General features: G+C 72.1%; 14 protein-coding genes. 8 read left to right on the forward strand and 6 right to left on the reverse strand.

All coding sequences use genetic code 11. From position 1 onward, the window contains the following. Positions 1 to 136: 136 nt before the first annotated feature. From sigE to IE275_RS05675, 5 genes are all read left to right on the forward strand, one after another. Positions 137 to 850, forward strand: coding sequence for an RNA polymerase sigma factor SigE (gene sigE / locus IE275_RS05655; protein WP_189708171.1), 714 nt, complete (start codon positions 137 to 139; stop codon positions 848 to 850). After that, entirely contained in the window at positions 847 to 1794 is a 948-nt protein-coding gene (locus IE275_RS05660) for an anti-sigma factor family protein (protein ID WP_189708173.1), read from the forward strand. Before sigE ends, IE275_RS05660 begins: the two co-directional genes overlap by 4 nt. Before the next feature lie 411 nt (positions 1795 to 2205). Next, positions 2206 to 4038 carry a S1C family serine protease gene (locus tag IE275_RS05665; protein WP_229870118.1) on the forward strand — a complete coding sequence of 611 codons (1833 nt, stop codon included), beginning with the start codon at positions 2206 to 2208 and terminating at the stop codon, positions 4036 to 4038. Between the two features lie 225 nt (positions 4039 to 4263). After that, complete coding sequence (locus IE275_RS05670) at positions 4264 to 4704, forward strand: sec-independent translocase (RefSeq protein WP_189708177.1); 441 nt, start codon at positions 4264 to 4266, stop codon at positions 4702 to 4704. A gap of 273 nt (positions 4705 to 4977) precedes the next feature. Continuing rightward, positions 4978 to 5637: a hypothetical protein gene (locus IE275_RS05675; protein ID WP_229870119.1), complete on the forward strand. Its 660-nt coding sequence runs from the start codon at positions 4978 to 4980 to the stop codon at positions 5635 to 5637. A 91-nt stretch (positions 5638 to 5728) separates the two neighbouring features. On the opposite strand, the gene IE275_RS05680 is transcribed toward IE275_RS05675, so the two are convergent. Genes IE275_RS05680 through IE275_RS05690 form a run of 3 tightly spaced genes read right to left on the reverse strand, consistent with a single transcriptional unit; the run spans position 5729 to position 8799 of the window. Next, positions 5729 to 6862 carry an Mrp/NBP35 family ATP-binding protein gene (locus tag IE275_RS05680; protein WP_189708181.1) on the reverse strand — a complete coding sequence of 378 codons (1134 nt, stop codon included), beginning with the start codon at positions 6860 to 6862 and terminating at the stop codon, positions 5729 to 5731. A gap of 43 nt (positions 6863 to 6905) precedes the next feature. Further along, a complete protein-coding gene (locus IE275_RS05685; RefSeq protein ID WP_189708183.1) occupies positions 6906 to 7508 on the reverse strand; it encodes a DUF1003 domain-containing protein in 603 nt (200 codons plus the stop codon). After that, positions 7498 to 8799, reverse strand: a complete 1302-nt coding sequence (locus IE275_RS05690; RefSeq protein WP_189708184.1) for a magnesium transporter MgtE N-terminal domain-containing protein — start codon at positions 8797 to 8799, stop codon at positions 7498 to 7500. The genes IE275_RS05685 and IE275_RS05690 overlap by 11 nt, the downstream gene beginning before the upstream one ends. Before the next feature lie 205 nt (positions 8800 to 9004). Here IE275_RS05690 and IE275_RS05695 point away from each other — a divergent pair, with 205 nt between their 5' ends. Continuing rightward, positions 9005 to 9757 carry a hypothetical protein gene (locus IE275_RS05695; RefSeq protein ID WP_189708186.1) on the forward strand — a complete coding sequence of 251 codons (753 nt, stop codon included), beginning with the start codon at positions 9005 to 9007 and terminating at the stop codon, positions 9755 to 9757. A 46-nt stretch (positions 9758 to 9803) separates the two neighbouring features. On the opposite strand, the gene IE275_RS05700 is transcribed toward IE275_RS05695, so the two are convergent. Continuing rightward, on the reverse strand, positions 9804 to 10319 hold the full coding sequence (locus IE275_RS05700; RefSeq protein WP_189708188.1) for a hypothetical protein: 516 nt from the start codon (positions 10317 to 10319) through the stop codon (positions 9804 to 9806). Positions 10320 to 10348: 29 nt separating this feature from the next. Next, positions 10349 to 11479, reverse strand: a complete 1131-nt coding sequence (locus IE275_RS05705; protein ID WP_189708190.1) for a magnesium and cobalt transport protein CorA — start codon at positions 11477 to 11479, stop codon at positions 10349 to 10351. 469 nt (positions 11480 to 11948) lie between these two features. Between IE275_RS05705 and IE275_RS05710 the strand changes: the two genes are divergently transcribed. Beyond that, positions 11949 to 12533 (forward strand): suppressor of fused domain protein, encoded by a 585-nt coding sequence (locus IE275_RS05710; protein WP_189708192.1) that lies wholly within the window; start codon positions 11949 to 11951, stop codon positions 12531 to 12533. Between the two features lie 30 nt (positions 12534 to 12563). Here the strand turns inward: IE275_RS05710 and IE275_RS05715 are convergent, their stop codons facing one another. Next, positions 12564 to 13787 carry an MFS transporter gene (locus IE275_RS05715; protein WP_189708194.1) on the reverse strand — a complete coding sequence of 408 codons (1224 nt, stop codon included), beginning with the start codon at positions 13785 to 13787 and terminating at the stop codon, positions 12564 to 12566. A 227-nt stretch (positions 13788 to 14014) separates the two neighbouring features. Between IE275_RS05715 and IE275_RS05720 the strand changes: the two genes are divergently transcribed. Continuing rightward, positions 14015 to 14656 carry a DUF6758 family protein gene (locus tag IE275_RS05720; RefSeq protein WP_189708196.1) on the forward strand — a complete coding sequence of 214 codons (642 nt, stop codon included), beginning with the start codon at positions 14015 to 14017 and terminating at the stop codon, positions 14654 to 14656. The last annotated feature ends 113 nt before the right edge of the window (positions 14657 to 14769 follow it).

A 14769-nucleotide genomic window follows, 5' to 3' on the forward strand; every position in this document is an offset into this window, starting at 1 on the left:
GCCGTATCAGCACAGATCAATTTCTCGTAAAACCGCTTATCCGGAGCTAACGGGCGAGGTGGCTATGGTAGGGGCTCCACTGGACACCACCAGAGCCGACAGGGGAGGTGCGGCTGCGCCTGTGGATCGGGGAGGAGTGCTGAAGCGCTTTCTCGGATCGGCAGGCAGGCCGAAATCCGTGAACGACACCGCTGCTGACCACAGCCACGCCGCTGGTTTCACCACCGGCCGAGCCCAGACCGCGACCTTCTCCACCGACGCGGACGGGCAGGCGTGGACTCCGCCCACGTGGGAGGAGATCGTCAGCATGCACAGCGCCCGGGTCTACCGGCTCGCCTACCGCCTCACCGGCAACCAGCACGACGCCGAGGACCTCACGCAGGAGGTCTTCGTCCGGGTCTTCCGCTCCCTGTCGACGTACACGCCGGGCACCTTCGAGGGCTGGCTGCACCGCATCACCACCAATCTCTTCCTGGACATGGTCCGCCGCAAGCAGCGCATCCGCTTCGACGCGCTCGGCGACGACGCGGCCGAGCGGCTGCCCAGCAAGGAGCCCAGCCCGCAGCAGGTCTTCAACGACGCCCACTTCGACGCGGACGTCCAGCAGGCCCTCGACACCCTCGCGCCCGAGTTCCGCGCCGCGGTCGTCCTCTGCGACATCGAAGGACTGTCCTACGAGGAGATCGCCGCGACCCTGGGCGTCAAGCTGGGCACGGTCCGCTCGCGCATCCACCGTGGCCGTTCGCAGCTGCGCAAGGCCCTCGCGCACCGTTCGCCGGAGGCCCGTGAGAAGCGCCGCTCCTTCGTGCCCCGTGTTCCCGCTCTGGGAGGAGGGGGCGCGACCGCGTGAGTGGAACCAAACGCAATCCCGCCGAGGCGATCCTCGCGGAGCAGCACCTGGGAGACCGGCTCTCCGCCCTGGTGGACGGTGAACTCGGTCATGACACGCGTGAGCGCGTGCTGGCGCACCTGGCGACCTGCCCGAAGTGCAAGGCCGAGGTCGACGCACAGCGCCGGCTGAAGAACGTCTTCGCGGAAGTGGCCCCGCCCGCCCCCTCCGAGAGCTTCCTGGCCCGACTCCAGGGGCTCCCCGCGGGAGGTGACCCCGACGGCGGCGGCACACCGCTGGGCGGGGGAGGCTTCGGCGGCGGAGCCTTCGGCGTGAGACACGACGAGCCGTTCGAGTTCGGCTACGTCCCGGCCGGCGGCCACGGCTCCCTCCTTCCGCCCCCCGACCGCGGCTTCCGCATCCACCCGGTCGGACGCCTCGACCGGCACGACTCCGAGCGCTCCCGAGGGATGCGGTTCGCCTTCGTAGCCGCCGGCGCGGTGTCGCTGGCCGCGATCGCCCTGGGCGGCATGAACACCGGCGCGCCGACCGACTCGGCCGCGGACGCCCGCGGCGGCTCAGGCAACGGCAGCAATGTGACCCCGGCCCGCTCCCCGGGCTCGGGCTCCGCGACGACCCCCGAGGGCCAGCGGCGCCGTACCACCGGACCACTGCTCGCCCAGGGCGGCCAGCTGCTCGGGGACTCCCCGGTCGCCCCGACCGAGGTGTCCGCCCCGCTGCTGCCCGGTGTGCCCGCCCCGGCCGCCGGTCACCCGCTGCACCAGCTCACCGCGCCCATGGTGGCGGGCGCCGCCGCGATGTCCCCGCTCATACGTCCGCTCGGCACCACCCAGCCGATCTCCCTGACCACCTCGACGACCGCCCCGGAGGCCACCCACCCCGGTCTGCTCGCCGCACCCGTCCCCGACGCCTCCTCCTCCCCCTCCTCGCGCAGCGCCCGCTGACCGGTCGCTGCGCCGGTCCGTCGTGAACCTGGTTGAATCCAGGAAGGGACCGCCAACTGTGGGGAGAGCATGGACGAGGGGAAGCCCACGAAGGCGAAGTGGTGGAGCCGGCCTCGACCACAGACCCCTTCGGGGCCCGCGGAGTCACCCGACGGCGATTTCGAACTGGCCCGCCCGGCCGCGGCCGGGGAGGGCGAGAACGGCCGCGGTGACGGTGATCGCGATGGCTATGGCCATGACGACGGCGATGGCGATGGCGACTATGAGCTGAGCCGCCCCGCGGGCACGGCGATATCGGAGACGGGCGGCCCGGGGGCGGGTGCGTCCGACGGGGCCGCGTCGGCTCGTTCCGCGGGCGAGGCCGCCCCGGCGGACCGGGTCGATCCGGCAGGCCCGGTCCCCTTCCCGGAGGTGTCCCCTGCCGGGGAGCCCGCCGATCCGGCTTCCTCGGGTCCGGCCTCCCCGGGCCCGGCCGCCGCCGACGCCGCCCCGGCAGATCAGGCCGCCGGCCACGCTGACCGCGCCCACACCGACCAGGCCCACACCGACCAGGCCTACGCCGCCCCCGTCGAGCCGCTCCCGCCCGCCGGTGCGCGTCCCAAGCCGCTGCACGACCCCGACCCCTACAGCACCCCGCCGTACGGCGAGCCGGGCCCCTGGGCGCCCGCGCCGCCCGTCCAGCACCCGGCGGTGGCGGCGGCCCCGCCCGCGTACGGCACGGACCCGAGCGCCCCCGCTCCCGCCCCGGCGCCCGCGCCCCCGCCCGCGTACGGCACGGACCCGAGCGCCCCCGCCCCGGCGCCCGCGGCGCCCGCACCCCCCACTCCCGCTCCCGCGCCCCCCGTTCCCACCGACGCCCCGCCCGCACCCATGCCCCCGTCCGGACCGGTGCCGGGTGTCGCCACCCCCACCCCCACTCCCGCACCCCCCGCCCCCGGCGAGGCCCCGTCCGGACCGCCCCCCAGCGACGCCACCGCCACGCCCCCCGCCGACCCCTGGCACCGCTACGACCCCTGGGCCCCCCACCCGCTCGCCGGAGCCGGGTCTCCCGGCGCCCCGGCCGGCCCCGCCGCCCCCGTCGGCGGTGCCCTGCACCAGACCGGGGCCGCCGTCCTCAGCGAGGACCAGCGTCGGCGCAGGACGCGCCGGCGCATGGCCGGGGGCGCGCTGGTGCTCGCGCTGGGTTCCGGGGTGCTGGGCGGGCTCGTGGGGGCCCATCTGGAGCGCAACGGAGGCCTCGGCACGGTGGAGCTGCCCCAGGCCTCCGCCGAGCCCACCGGACGTGCCGCGGACAGCGTCGCCGGGATCGCCGCCCGGGCCCTGCCCAGCGTGGTCACCCTGCATGTCTCCGGCAGTGCCGAGTCCGGCACCGGTACCGGGTTCGTGCTCGACACCCGGGGCCACATCCTCACCAACAACCATGTCGTCGAGCCCGCCGAGGACGACGGCGAGATCACCGTCGTCTTCAACGGAGGCCAGACCGCGCGGGCCGAGGTGGTCGGCCGGGACAGCGGCTACGACCTCGCCGTGGTGAAGGTCAGCGGGGTCAGCGGCCTCACACCGCTGCCCCTCGGCAACTCCGACGGTGTCCAGGTCGGCGACCCGGTCGTCGCCATCGGCGCCCCCTTCGACCTGGAGGGCACGGTCACCTCGGGCATCATCAGCGCGAAGGAGCGGCCCATCACGGCCGGCGGCGAGAGCGGCGACGGCAGCGACGTGTCGTACGTGGACGCGTTGCAGACCGACGCTCCCATCAACCCGGGCAACTCCGGCGGCCCCCTGCTCGACGCCCGCGGCCGGGTCATCGGCATCAACTCCGCCATCCGCTCCGCCGACGACGGCTCCGACTCCGAGAGCGGCGAGGCCGGGTCCATAGGCCTGGGCTTCGCCATCCCGATCAACCAGGGCAAGCGGGTCGCCGAGGAGCTGATCAACACCGGCCGGGCGACCCATCCGGTCATCGGCATCACCCTCGACCTGGAGTACGCCGGCGACGGCGCCCGGGTCGGCACCAAGGGCAGCGACGGCGGCGCCCCGGTCACACCGGGCGGGCCCGGCGCCCTGGCCGGCATCGAGCCGGGAGACGTGATCACCGAGGTCGACGGTCAGCGCGTCCACTCCGGCGACGAACTGATCGTCAAGACGCGTGCCCACCGCCCCGGCGACCGCCTGGAGCTGACCGTCGAGCGCGACGGCGAGGAACGCACGCTCACCCTGGTCCTCGGCTCCGCCGACGGCAGCTGAGCGCGGCCTGTGCACAGCTATTGACAGAAACCTCACAGGGCGGACCCCGAAACCTGCTCCGACAAGGCAAACAACGCGGAAAACCGGCCGTGTACACCCACTCGGACACGGCGGGACGGTACCGGTCGGACAGGTGCGACAGGTACCGTGGACCCGGCCCGGACCACGGAAGACATGAACTGACCACCGAGGGCCGAGGACCGCGGAGATCGCAAGGAGCTTCAGGTGTTCAATGACATAGGTGCGCTCGAGCTGGTGACGATCGTCGTCCTGGCCGTGCTCGTCTTCGGTCCGGACAAGCTCCCGAAGGTCATCCAGGACGTGATGCGCACGGTTCGGAAGATCCGTGAGTTCTCGGAGAGCGCCAAGGCGGACATCCGGTCGGAACTCGGCCCGGAGTTCAAGGACTTCGAGTTCGAGGATCTCAACCCCAAGACGTTCATCCGCAAGCAGCTGGACAACGACGAGCTGGGGCTCAAGGAGATCCGCAACGGCTTCGACCTGAAGAAGGAGATGGCCGAGGTCACCGACGCCGTCCACAGCCGTGACACCGAGGCCTCCTCCGGCTCGTCCGGCTCCTCGGAGGGCGGGCGGATCGACATGACGAAGAAGCCCGAGGACGCGGGCAAGGACGACCGCCCGCCGTTCGACGCGGACGCCACCTGAGCGACCCGGACCGCCGCGGCGGCCGTGCGGCTGCGGCCGTCTTCCGGAAGTCCTCCGGCCGTTCTTCGGCCGCTTCCCGTCCGTGCTCCGGCCTGCTTCGGGCCGCCTTTCGAGCGACCCCGACCGCCCCCAGGGCGACCCGTGCACCGGGCGGCTTCCCCGTCGCCCGTGGCGGGGTGGCTATGCTGCCTGGTTGTTGTGCGGAGCGGACGAGTACGCCCGAAGGGGGGCGGGCCGGGCCACTCCGCCGAGAGCGAGGAGGCGTCCGGGCACATGGAGACGACGAGTCGGGCAGTCGAACAGGCGCCGGCCGCGGAGGGTGGACAACAGGTCCCCTCCGCCCGGCGTACGGTCGACGGCTACCTTGAGGCGCCCTTCCCCTGGTACGGCCTCGACGAGGCCTTCACGGGCGCGCGCTGGCTGATGCAGGTGGGAGCGGCGGCCGACGGGGCCGTCGAGCACGGTTCCGTGGGGCACGGCGACGAGCCGTCCGTACGGCACGAGACGGCGGGCGAGGACCGCGGGCGGTTCGCGGTCGTGGTGACCGTCGCCGCGAACCCGGTGCGGCGCAGCGCGGACGGCACCGGCCTGATGGAGGCCACCTCGGTGTCCTCCGCGGCCTGGCTGGCGGGGGTGGGCCTGCTGTCCTTCACCTGGCCGGGCCAGATGGACCACAGCCTGCGCGACGACTGGCTGGACCAGCAGACCGAGACCGCGTGGGTGCTGGCCGACGATCTGTCCGGGCCGGACTGGTCGACGCTGTCCCTGCCGGTCGACGGCGTGCCGACGCCGTTCCACTACCGGGAGTCCGAGTTCGGCTGGGTGCTGGCCGGCTCCACCGAGGGCGGCGTGCACCTGGGGGCGTACGGCAGGGGCATGAGCGCGTACGGGCTCGGCTTCTCCGTGATCAAGGACATCGCCGAGTACGCCTAGGGGGCGTCCCGGGGACAGACCCCGGGCACGACGAAGGGTGCCCTCCCGGAGGTGGGCACCCTCATGGGCGTAGCGCCGGAGCGTGTTCTTCCTAGAACTTGTTCTTCGGGGTGATCCCCAGGGACAGTCCCGACAGGCCGCGCTGGCGGCCGCCCAGCTTGCCCGCGATCGCCCGCAGCGCGGAGCCCGCGGGGGAGTCGGGGTCGGTGAGGACGACCGGCTTGCCCTCGTCGCCGCCCTCGCGCAGCCGGACGTCGATCGGGATGCTGCCGAGGACCGGGACGGTCGCGCCCGTCGTGCGGGTCAGGCCGTCGGCGACCGACTGGCCGCCGCCCGTGCCGAAGACGTCGACCATCTCGTCGCAGTGCGGGCAGGGCAGGCCGGACATGTTCTCGACCACACCGACGATCTTCTGGTGCGTCTGGACGGCGATGGAGCCCGCCCGCTCGGCGACCTCGGCCGCCGCCTGCTGGGGGGTCGTCACGACCAGGATCTCGGCGTTCGGGACCAGCTGGGCGACGGAGATCGCGATGTCGCCCGTGCCCGGCGGGAGGTCGAGCAGGAGGACGTCCAGGTCGCCCCAGTACACGTCCGCCAGGAACTGCTGGAGCGCGCGGTGGAGCATCGGGCCGCGCCAGACGACCGGGGCGTTGCCCGGGGTGAACATGCCGATGGAGATGACCTTCACGCCGTTCGCCGACGGCGGCATGATCATGTTCTCGACCTGGGTGGGACGGCCGTCCGCGCCCAGCATCCGCGGCACGCTGTGGCCGTAGATGTCGGCGTCGACCACGCCCACCTTGAGGCCGTCGGCCGCCATCGCGGCGGCGAGGTTCACCGTCACCGACGACTTGCCGACGCCGCCCTTGCCGGACGCGACCGCGTAGACCCGGGTGAGGCTTCCGGGCTTGGCGAACGGGACCTCGCGCTCGGTCTGGCCGCCGCGCAGGGCGCTCGCCAGCTCCTTGCGCTGCTCGTCGCTCATGACGTCCAGCGTGACGTCGACGCGCGTGACGCCCTCGACCGCCTGGACCGCGTCGGTCACGCGCTGCGTGATCGTCTCGCGCATCGGGCAGCCGGAGACCGTCAGGTACACGGTGACCGCGACCGCTCCGTCCGCACCGATCTCCACCGACTTGACCATCCCGAGCTCGGTGATGGGCCGGTTGATCTCGGGGTCGTTCACCGTCGCCAGTGCCTCGCGCACCGCGTCTTCGCTAGCCATAAGGACGATGGTACGGCGCCCACCGGGGCAAGCGGCCAGCCCCTCAGCGGTCGTCTGCGTCACGTCCCGACGACCGATCTGCCGGGAATACGGTATGACCGCCGTGCCGCGGGTGGCCGTCCCGGCGTTCCTCCAGCTCCTTGAGCATGTCCTGGAGCTCGGAGCGGATCCAGTCGCGGGTGGCGACCTCGCCGAGGCCCATCCGCAGGGCGGCGATCTCCCGGGTCAGGTACTCGGTGTCCGCGATGGACCGCTCGTTCTGCTTGCGGTCCTGTTCGAGGTTGACGCGGTCGCGGTCGTCCTGCCGGTTCTGCGCGAGCAGGATCAGGGGGGCCGCGTAGGACGCCTGGAGGGACAGCATCAGGGTCAGGAAGATGAACGGGTAGTTGTCGAACCGCAGGTCGCCCGGCGCGAAGACGTTCCACACCACCCACAGGATGATGACGATCGTCATCCAGACGATGAACCGCCCGGTGCCCAGGAACCGCGCGATGCGCTCCGACAGCCGGCCGAAGGCCTCCGGGTCCCATTCGGGCACCAGCCGGCGGCGCGGCGGGCGCGGCTGGTCGAGCCGGACGCGCGGGCGGCCGGTGGCCGTCGCGCCGGAGGGCGTCCGTTCGCGGGCGGTCTCGCGCTCAGGAGCCATGCGGAGCCACCTCCGCGCCGTCGGCGGTCTCCTCGTCCAGGTGGAACTCCGTCTCCCGCCAGTCCTCCGGCAGCATGTGGTCGAGGACGTCGTCCACGGTCACCGCGCCGAGCAGCGACCCCGCTTCGTCCACCACGGGCGCCGCGACCATGTCGTACGTGGCGAAGAACCCGGCGACGACCGGCAGCGCGGCCTCCGGGTCGAGCGCCTGGAGGTCGTCGTCGAGGACCGCGCTGACCAGCGTGTACGGCGGTTCGCGCAGCAGGCGCTGGAAGTGCACCGTGCCGAGGTACTTGCCGGTGGGTGTCTCGTCGGGCGGGCGGCAGACGTAGACCTGGGCGGCGAGGGCGGGGGAGAGATCGGGGTTGCGGACCCGCGCGAGGGCGTCGGCGACGGTCGCGTCGGGCCGCAGGACGATCGGCTCGGTCGTCATCAGACCGCCGGCCGTGTGCTCCTCGTAGGACATCAGGCGCCGCATGTCGGCCGCGTCCTCGGGCTGCATCAGGCTCAGCAGCCGTTCCTGGTCCGCCTCGGGCAGCTCGGCGAGCAGGTCGGCCGCGTCGTCGGGGTCCATGGCCTCCAGGACGTCCGCGGCGCGCTCCTCCTTCAGCTTGCCGAGGATCTCGATCTGGTCGTCCTCCGGCAGCTCTTCCAGGACATCGGCCAGCCGGTCGTCGTCGAGGGCGGCGGCGACCTCGGCGCGCCGCTTGGCGGACAGGTGGTGCAGCACGTTGGCGAGGTCGGCGGGGCGCAGCTGCTCGAAGGTGGCGAGCAGGCTCTCGGCGCCCTGTCCGTGCTCCTCCAGGGAGAACCCGGTGACCGCCGACCACTCGACGGTCAGCGTCTCGCCCCGCGCCCGGCGGAAGGCGCTCGCCCTCTTCCCCTTGCGCACGAAGACCCGGTCGATCTCCCAGTCCCGGCGGGCCGGCAGCTGCTGCACCGACAGGTCCAGCACGGTGACCTCCTCGCCGGTCTCGACGAGGGTGACCCGCAGGTCGAGCAGTTCGCCGAAGACGAGGCGCTCGGTGGGCCGCTGCTCGAAGCGGCGGACGTTGAACACGCCGGTGGCGATGACCTGGCCGGACTCGATGCTCGTGACGCGGGTCATGGGCAGGAAGATACGGCGCCGGGTGGACAGTTCGACGACGAGCCCGAGCAGCCGCGGTGGCCGACGGCCGACGCGCAGCATGGCGACCAGGTCCCGCACCCGGCCCACCTGATCGCCGTTCGGATCGAAGACGGGCACGCCGGAGAGGTGCGAGACGAAGATCCGGGGGACGCCGGCTGCCATGGCTGTGGTTCCCTGCTTCCTTTTGCGTGCTGCGGTGCTGGGTTCCTTATCCGGATTGCCCGCTCCTGCGGGCTTCAGGCTAGCCCGTCCCGATCGGATACGCCCTGGTGAGCGCTCCGGACGGACTGGCTCCGTTCGCGCTCCCGGACCCCGGTACGCTGCCGTACGCCGCTCAGCACACCCCCGCAGAAAGGCAGCCTTCTCTGTGACTGCGATTCCCCAGGGCCGTACCCGCCGGGCCGCGTTGGTGAGCACCTTGTGCGCACTGGTCGTGGGCCTGGGAGCGACGGGATGCAGCGAGGATCCGGACGCGGGGACGAACGGCGTGGGCAAACTGTCCGCGCAGGAGATCCAGTCGAAGACGAGGAAGGCCGCCGGTTCCGTGGACGCCGTGCGGCTGGCGGGGACCGTGGTCACCAGCGGGAAGACGTACACGCTCGACATGCGGCTGAAGGCGGACGGCGGCACCGGGTCGGTGACCGCGGAGGGCAGCACCTTCCATCTGCTGCGGGTCGGCGAGGCGCTGTACCTGAAGGCCGACGCGGCGTTCTGGAAGCACGAGGACGGCGAGTCCGGCGACGCCGGCGCGGACAAGGCGGCCGCCGACAAGCTCGACGGCAAGTACGTGAAGGTGCCGACGGGGGACGCCTCGTACAAGAAGTTCAGCGGTTTCACGGACAAGGACCTCCTCCTCGACGGTCTGCTGACCCTGCACGGGTCGGTGAAGACGGACGGGCACCACGAGCAGTCCGGGGTGCGCACGATCCGTATCACCGGCGACGGCGGTTCCGGCGGCACGCTGGACGTCTCCCTGGAGGGCGAGCCGTACCCGCTGCGCCTGGTGCGCGGCGGCGGCGCGGGCACCCTCAGCTTCTCCTCCTGGGGCAAGGACTTCGCCCTGAAGGAGCCCGCCGAGGGCGAGACGGTGGACTACGGCAAGCAGCTGCCGACGTCCTGACCCACGGCCGTACCCAGCGACCTGGTCCGGACGAGGACGACAGGCCCTACCCGCGCCGTTTTCTCCTCAGGAGCAGCTTCGGCAGTCCCGCGGGCATCGGCCGGCGGGTCGTGGCCGGTGACGGCAGCGGGGCCGCGGCCAGGTCGCCGTCGGGCAGCGGCAGTACGCCCGGCACCGGCTCCAGCCGCACCACCCGGCACTCGCGCGCCCAGCGCTCGGGCATGGCCTCGCCGTCGTGCGCGTTCAGCCGCTTGCCCTTCAGCTCGCCGACGGCCGCCTCCCACTGGGGGGAGCCGGGCGCGAGCTGGACGACCTTCGCGGTCCAGGCGACCAGCCGGCCGCCCTTGTCCTTGCTGCGCACGGTGACCTCGGCCGAGCCGCCGTCGGTCAGTCCGGGCAGCGGCTGCTCGCCGGGGCCGTCGCCGAGGACGCAGGCCGCGCCCTCGTGCCACACGTGCCACAGCACCCGCGCCGCCGGTTCCCCGGCGCCCCGGACCCAGATGAGGCCGGACTTCTTGGTGGCCTCCTCGACGAGGGCCTGGTCGAGCAGCTCGCTTGTCATGCCGCCCAGCCTATCCAGGCGCCCTTCCTTCACAGCCAGCCGTTGCGCTTGAGCGTCCGGTGGATGCCGACACACATGCCCACCATCACCGACATGACCACGGGGTAGCCGAACTTCCAGTGCAGCTCCGGCATGTAGTCGAAGTTCATGCCGTAGACCCCGCACACCATCGTCGGTACGGCGATGATGGCCGCCCAGGACGTGATCTTGCGCATGTCCTCGTTCTGCGCGACGGAGGCCTGCGCGAGGTTGGCCTGGAGGATCGAGTTGAGGAGCTCGTCGAAGCCGATGACCTGCTCCTGGACGCGGGCCAGGTGGTCGGCCACGTCCCGGAAGTACTTCTGGATGTCGGGGTCGACCAGCCGCATCGGCCGCTCGCTCAGCAGCTGCATGGGGCGCAGCAGCGGGGAGACGGCCCGCTTGAACTCCAGCACCTCGCGCTTGAGCTGGTAGATCCGGCCGGCGTCGGTACCGCGCGGGGTGCCCTTGCGGCCCGGGGAGAAGACCTCGGTCTCCACCTCGTCGATGTCGTCCTGTACGGCGTCGGCGACCGCGATGTAGCCGTCGACGACATGGTCGGCGATGGCGTGCAGCACCGCGGAGGGGCCCTTGGCGAGCAGCTCCGGGTCGTCCTGGAGGCGGTGGCGCAGCGCGCGCAGCGAGCCCTGGCCGCCGTGCCGGACGGTGATGAAGAAGTCCTTGCCGGTGAAGCACATGACCTCACCGGTCTCCACGACCTCGCTGTTGGCGGTGAGCCGGTCGTGCTCGATGTAGTGGATCGTCTTGAAGACGGTGAAGAGGGAGTCGTCGTACCGCTCCAGCTTGGGGCGCTGGTGGGCCTGCACCGCGTCCTCCACGGCCAGCGGGTGCAGCCCGAACTCGCTCGCGATACCGGCGAATTCGGCCTCGGTCGGCTCGTGCAGCCCGATCCACACGAAACCGCCGTCGCGCCGCACCTGGCGCATGGCCTCCTGCGGGGTCAGCGGGTGCGTGAACTCCATGCGCGAGCCGCCCCGGTAGACGGCGCAGTCGACGACGGCCGACGGGGTCGCGGGGTCGCGGGTGGTGTCGTACGGGCCGGTGTCCATGCGGACGCCGCCCTTGCGCAGGGACGGACGGGCGGGACGGACCACGGCTCGCAGGTCGCGGATCATCGACATGGCAGGCTCCTTCGCGTCGGGCAACGAAAGGCCGTTGCGACGGGTGGAACTACCCGGAATGAGGACGTCCTGACTGCGGATGTTTGGCACGTCCACAAAGCGGGGAGCACCGCACCGTTGCGGTGGCGAACTTCGCTACTGATTCAGATCAGACAGATCAGGTAAAACGAAACGAAGTGCTCTTCCGCATTCCGAGTGAAGACGAGCGCGAGAGGTGGCGACCAGCCGGGGGCCCAGAAGCCGGAGCAGCTGTGTCAGCGGCGGGAAGAGCGAGTGGTACTGCACGGGTGACTTCGATCCATGACAGCCCCACCTCCTCCAGCCGGTCCCTCGTAAGGGAGTCCCATCGGCGTCGAGGCAAGATCGCGACGCTTCTGCGTGCTGCCCCGAACCACCGGCCAAGAGTATCAGCCGACTGAAGTGTCAAGGCGCTGCTTTGCCCGGTACTGACGAGTTCTATGCTCGCGGCATGGCTGATGTTCTTCCCCTTGTCGAGGCCCGGTTGCGCACCGCGCTGGGTGAGCCGGACGCCCGCGCGGCGGTCACGTTCCTGGGCACGGACCGCATCGAGGTGCTCCGCTTCCAGGAGGGCGACATCGTCCGCTACGCCACGCTCGGCATGTCCGCGCAGCCGATGGCGGATCCCACCGCGATGCTCGCCGACCCGGTCAAGGGGCCCCGCGCCGAGCTGGTCATCTCCGTCCGCGGCGGGCTCGCCGAGACCGACAAGGTGCTCCGCCCGCTCGCCGTCCTCGCCGCTTCCCCGCAGGTCGAGGGTGTGGTGGTGGCCCCCGGCGCCTCCCTCGACGTCGGTGGACCCCTGTGGCCGGGCGCCCCGTTCACCTCGGTGCTGGTCGCCGAGCCGGGCGGTCTGGTGGCGGACCTGGAGCTGGACGAGCCGCTCGACCCGGTCCGCTTCCTGCCGCTGCTGCCCATGACCCCGAACGAGGCCGCCTGGAAGCGGGTGCACGGCGCCCAGGCCCTCCAGGAGCGGTGGCTGACGAACGGGACGGACCTGCGGGACCCGTCCCGGCGGTCCGTCCCGCTGGAGTGACTGATGTCACCAACCGGTGGCTGAAAACCGTCAGTTGGCGAAGACGGTGACCGAGTCCTCGGCCGTGCGCCGCGGCGCCGCCTCCGCGGCCTCGGCCACAAGTGCCCTGCGCCGTACGACGACCACGGCGGCGCCGGCGAGCGCGGTGGCCGCGGCGACGACGAACGGGACGTGGACGTCGGTCCATTCCTCGATCCTCGGCGCGAAGAAGGGCGCGGCCGCCGCCGCGAACCAGCGCACGAAGTTGTAGCCCGCGCTGGCCACCGGACGCGGGGCGTCGGACACGCCGAGCGCCAACTCGGTGTAGACGGTGTTGTTCACGCCGATGAACGCACCGGACAGGACCGTGCAGACGACCGCCGTGGTGTGGTCGCCGTAGCCGAGGACGAGCACGTCGGCCGCGAGCAGCACCAGTGAGCCGCCGAGCACCTTCAGCGAGCCGAACCGCTGCTGGAGCCGCGGCGCCACGAGCACGGAGAACACCGCGAGCAGCAGGCCCCAGGCGAAGAACACCGCCCCCGACCTGTAGGGCGACATGTCCAGCACGAACGGCGTGAAGGCCAGCACGGTGAAGAACGTGTAGTTGTAGAAGAACGCCGAGGCGGCGACGGAGGCGAGCCCGCCGTGACCGAGCGCCTTGAGCGGGTCGAGCAGCGAGGTCCTGCGCGCGGGCTTCGGCTGCTCCTTCAGGAACACCGTGATGCACAGGAAGCCGATCGCCATCAGGGCCGCGGTGCCGAAGAAGGGGTAGCGCCAGCTGGCGTCGCCGAGCAGCGCGCCCAGCAGCGGCCCGCACGCCATGCCGAGGCCGAGGGCGGACTCATACAGCAGGATGGCGGCCGCGCTGCCTCCGGCCGCCGCGCCGACGATGACGGCGAGCGCGGTCGACACGAAGAGGGCGTTGCCCAGACCCCAGCCCGCGCGGAAGCCGACGAGTTCGGCGACCGAGCCCGAGGTGCCCGACAGGCCCGCGAAGACCACGACGAGGGCGAGCCCGAGCAGCAGGGTCCGGCGGCCGCCGATGCGGCTGGAGACCCAGCCGGTCAGCAGCATCGCGAACGCGGTGATCAGGAAGTACGAGGTGAAGAGCAGGGAGACCTGGCCGGGCGTGGCGTCCAGGCCGCGGGCGATCGACGGCAGGATCGGGTCGACCAGGCCGATGCCCATGAAGGCGACGACCGAGGCGCCGGCGGTGGCCCAGACCGCCCCGGGCTGTCGCAGGAGGCCGCGTGCTCCTTCGTCGAACGGGTCCATGGTTCCGCTCCCTCGCTCACTCCGGCTCACTCGCTCCGGCAGATGGTTGGTATATGCACACAGTAAGTTAGGTCGTCTAATTAATGCAAGGTGCATCTAGTTTTGGCCGGTGGGGCCCACGAGGGGGTCGCGGGTGCGGGGTTGTTGCGGTCGAGGGGTGAACCGGTTCCGTCCGGACGGGTGATCGTCCTTGACGTGGGCGGGCTCGGGTAGGACCGTGGGGCTCTATGAGGGGCGAACCCAGTTGCCCGAAGTGTGGTGGCCGGGTCAGGGCTCCCGGACTCTTCTCCGACTCCTGGCAGTGCGATGCGCACGGGACGGTGCATCCACTCCAGCCCGTGATCCCGCCCAGCGTCGAGGCCCTCGGTGTGGTGGTGCACCGCACGCAGGTGCCCGTGTGGATGCCGTGGCCCCTGCCGGTGGGCTGGCTGTTCACGGGCGTGACGTACGCCGGTGACGACCGCAGCGGCGGTCGCGCCACCGCCGTGGCCTGCTCCGGACCCGGTCCGCTCGGCGGCATGGGCGAGCTGATCCTCGTCGCGGAGGAACTGGGCGTCGGTCTCGGCGCGCGGTACGCGGGCGTCGACGGTCCGGACCCGGGCCCGTACCTGAGCGTCGAGAAACCGCCGCAGGCCAAGGTGCTCGCCGCCGGCCGGCCGACACCGCTGTGGCATGTCTCCGCGACCCCGGACGACCGGGCGGTCTTCGCCGGTGAGGCGCTGGGGCTGTGGCTGTGGGCGGTGGTCTGGCCCGAGCAGTCGGGACTGCTGATGTACGACGAGCTGGTGCTGACGGACCTGCGGGACGCGGGGGCGGAGGTGGAGCTGGTGCCCTGCGGGGCGCTGTCGCCGCGCCTGCTCAAGCCGTAGGGCGAGGGCGAGGGCGTCGGCGCCGGGTGCCCGCCGTGCGCGGCGCCCGGAGGGGGTGTCGGGTGTGCGGCGCCCGGAGGGGTGCCAGTGCGCGGCGCCCGGAGAGGGTGCCG

Source organism: Streptomyces phaeofaciens (genome assembly GCF_014648915.1).
Lineage (GTDB): Bacteria > Actinomycetota > Actinomycetes > Streptomycetales > Streptomycetaceae > Streptomyces > Streptomyces phaeofaciens.

Coding starts and splice junctions, on each gene's coding strand:
- IE275_RS05675 (WP_229870119.1), top strand. CDS start 4,978: ATGGAGACGACGAGTCGGGCAGTCGAACAGGCGCCGGCCGCGGAGGGT.
- IE275_RS05680 (WP_189708181.1), bottom strand. CDS start 6,862: ATGGCTAGCGAAGACGCGGTGCGCGAGGCACTGGCGACGGTGAACGAC.
- IE275_RS05685 (WP_189708183.1), bottom strand. CDS start 7,508: ATGGCTCCTGAGCGCGAGACCGCCCGCGAACGGACGCCCTCCGGCGCG.
- IE275_RS05690 (WP_189708184.1), bottom strand. CDS start 8,799: ATGGCAGCCGGCGTCCCCCGGATCTTCGTCTCGCACCTCTCCGGCGTG.
- IE275_RS05700 (WP_189708188.1), bottom strand. CDS start 10,319: ATGACAAGCGAGCTGCTCGACCAGGCCCTCGTCGAGGAGGCCACCAAG.
- IE275_RS05705 (WP_189708190.1), bottom strand. CDS start 11,479: ATGTCGATGATCCGCGACCTGCGAGCCGTGGTCCGTCCCGCCCGTCCG.
- IE275_RS05710 (WP_189708192.1), top strand. CDS start 11,949: ATGGCTGATGTTCTTCCCCTTGTCGAGGCCCGGTTGCGCACCGCGCTG.
- IE275_RS05715 (WP_189708194.1), bottom strand. CDS start 13,787: ATGGACCCGTTCGACGAAGGAGCACGCGGCCTCCTGCGACAGCCCGGG.
- IE275_RS05720 (WP_189708196.1), top strand. CDS start 14,015: ATGAGGGGCGAACCCAGTTGCCCGAAGTGTGGTGGCCGGGTCAGGGCT.